The organism is Halobiforma nitratireducens JCM 10879 (assembly GCF_000337895.1).
Classification (GTDB): Archaea; Halobacteriota; Halobacteria; order Halobacteriales; family Natrialbaceae; genus Natronobacterium; species Natronobacterium nitratireducens.
Map to the genome: position 1 here is coordinate 1 of NZ_AOMA01000015.1, position 2,505 is coordinate 2,505.

Annotated in this window: 2 protein-coding genes; both read left to right on the top strand. The window is 62.9% G+C overall.

The features are described from left to right. Positions 1–91 precede the first annotated feature (91 nt). Entirely contained in the window at positions 92–1,069 is a 978-nt protein-coding gene (locus tag C446_RS02020; RefSeq protein WP_006671383.1) for an acetamidase/formamidase family protein, read from the top strand. Between the two features lie 194 nt (positions 1,070–1,263). Further along, positions 1,264–2,409 (top strand): helix-turn-helix domain-containing protein, encoded by a 1,146-nt coding sequence (locus C446_RS02025; protein WP_049919977.1) that lies wholly within the window; start codon positions 1,264–1,266, stop codon positions 2,407–2,409. Positions 2,410–2,505 lie beyond the last annotated feature (96 nt).

Genomic DNA, 2,505 nt, shown 5'->3' on the forward strand with positions numbered 1-2,505 from the left:
TTCAAAACAGGACTCTCAGGCCATATAGCGGCATTAAGACGAATATCATAAATTCAATACTGTCGCCTTCTTGCGTTCAACAGAGCATCGCATGTCCAGTGCCAGCGATCCCGACGGAGTCGACCACCACCTGAAAGCGACAGACGACGCCGTCCACACGGACTGGGATAAGGATCGTGAGCCTGTACTGACCGTCGACTCTGGGGATGTCCTCGAGCTCGAGTGTCGCGACTCGACGAACGGCCAGCTTGGCCCCGACGCGACGGTCGCGGACCTGGCCCAGCTGGATGTCGATCAGGTTCACGCGCTGACGGGTCCGATCGCAGTCGACGGTGCCAGGCCCGGCGACACGTTACAGATCGATCTGCTAGACGTCGAGCACCGCGGCTGGGGATACACGCTCGTCCTTCCCGGTGAGGCTGGGTTCGGACTCCTTCCCGAGGAGTTCCCGGAGCCCTCACTCCACGTCTGGGACCTCGAGGACGGGATGGCCCGCTTCGTCGACGGGATCGAGGTACCGCTACACCCGTTCCCGGGGACAATCGGCGTCGCCCCGGCCGAACCGGGAGTCCACGACACGAATCCGCCGCGTGCGGTCGGTGGAAACCTCGACATCAAACACCTCACGGCGGGCTCGAGGCTGTTCCTCCCGACCGCGGTCGAGGACGCGCTGTTCAGTATCGGGGACTGCCACGCCGCCCAGGGTGACGGGGAAGTCTGCATTACGGGAATCGAAGCGCCGATGTCGGTTACGTGTCGACTCACGGTCCGTTCGGACCTCGAGGTCGCTCGCCCGCAGTTCGAGACGAGCGGCCCGTTCACACCGACCGGACGCGACGAGCGAGCGTTCGGGACGACGGGGATCGGTGACGACCTGCGGGGGGCGGCCAAAGACGCCGTTCGCGACATGATCGATCACCTCGTCACCGAGCGCGGCCTGAGCCGCGAACAGGCGTACGTGTTGTGTTCGGCCGCGGTCGACCTGAAGCTCAACCAGGTCGTCAACGCACCGAACTGGACCGTCTCGGCGTACCTGCCCGAGAGCGTCTTTCCAGACGAGCAACCCTGATTGTGGGATCGCGACGAACAGCCAGTCTGACGGACTGTCGGACCGTCCGACCGGTGGTAGACACTTGTCTATCGACGACCTACGGCCCCTGTGAAGCGATGCCGAATCGAACAGCAACCGCCGTCTCGACACCGTTCGAGGACGGCGAGTACCATACCTCTCCACTCGCACGCTCGAACCGAGGTGGATCGATAATGGATCGGTCGAATACCGGAACCTCCGGCGAAGAACCGGCTTCGGAAGGACGCGCGGCCGAGGTGGCCGATAACCTACCGCCAGAAGGGCTCTCGCGGCGCGTGTTCGATGCCAGCCCCGTCAGTACGGTCATCGTCGATTCGACCGGTGGGATCGCGTTCGCGAACGAACGGGCGATCGAGTTGCTCGGACTTGCCCGAGACGAGATTACGAGTCGACAATACGGATCGACCGATTGGCACATCTACGACGACGACGGGGCCCCAATTCCAGTCGAGGAGCATCCAGTGACACGCGTCCTCGAGACCGGCGACCCGGTCTTCGGGTTCGAACACTGGCTCGAGCGGCCTGATGGCTCGGAACTGTGGTTGACCTCCAATTCCTCGCCCGTCGAGAACGAGGACGGCGAAGTCGAGTACGTCGTCGTTGCTTTCGAGGACGTAACGGGTCTGAAACGCCGTGAGGAGCGTCTGACGAGCGAGCGAACGAGGCGAGTCGAGTTCCGTGCCGACGAGTCGGCGGTTCCGCCGTCGCTTCGCGTCGGCGCGGGCAGGTGGCGCATCGACATCGAGTCGGTCGTCTCGCTGTCCGGCGACGCGACCGTCCAGTACATGGGAACGTCGGATCTCTCGGCGAGTGCGTTCGTCACCACGGTCGAGGAAGTCCCACACTACGTCGACGTTCGGCTGCTCAGTACGACTGGTGGGTACAGTCGCGTCGAAGCGAAGGCCGAGTCGACGACGGTTTCGGAAGTGTTCCAGTCGCTCGACGGACAGGCTCTCGGAATCGTTATCGCCCACGACGAGGTTCGCTTTACCGGGGTACTTCCGGGTGACGTCGACCCCCGGCTGGCCGCCGACGGAATCCGGGAGTTTCACCCCGAGATCGAACTCGTCTCGGCAGATCTCGTCTACTCGCCACACCTCCTGTACGACGTCGTCGTCGACGAACTCACCGAACGGCAGTTCGCCGCGCTCGAAGCCGCGTACTTCAGCGGCTACTTCGACTCGCCCCGGACGAGCACCGGCGACGAACTCGCGGACCGCTTCGGTGTGACTCGCCAGACGTTCAACCAGCACCTCCGCAAAGCCCAGCAAAACGTACTTACACAGCTGTTCGAGAAGTCCGGTTCGACCGCTCGCTGACTACTCAGCTTTGAACGTTAGCGTCGGCTGTTGAGTGAACGAAAAGGTGGTCGATCTCTTGCATAAGGTCATCGACGTCACGATCATCGTTGTCTC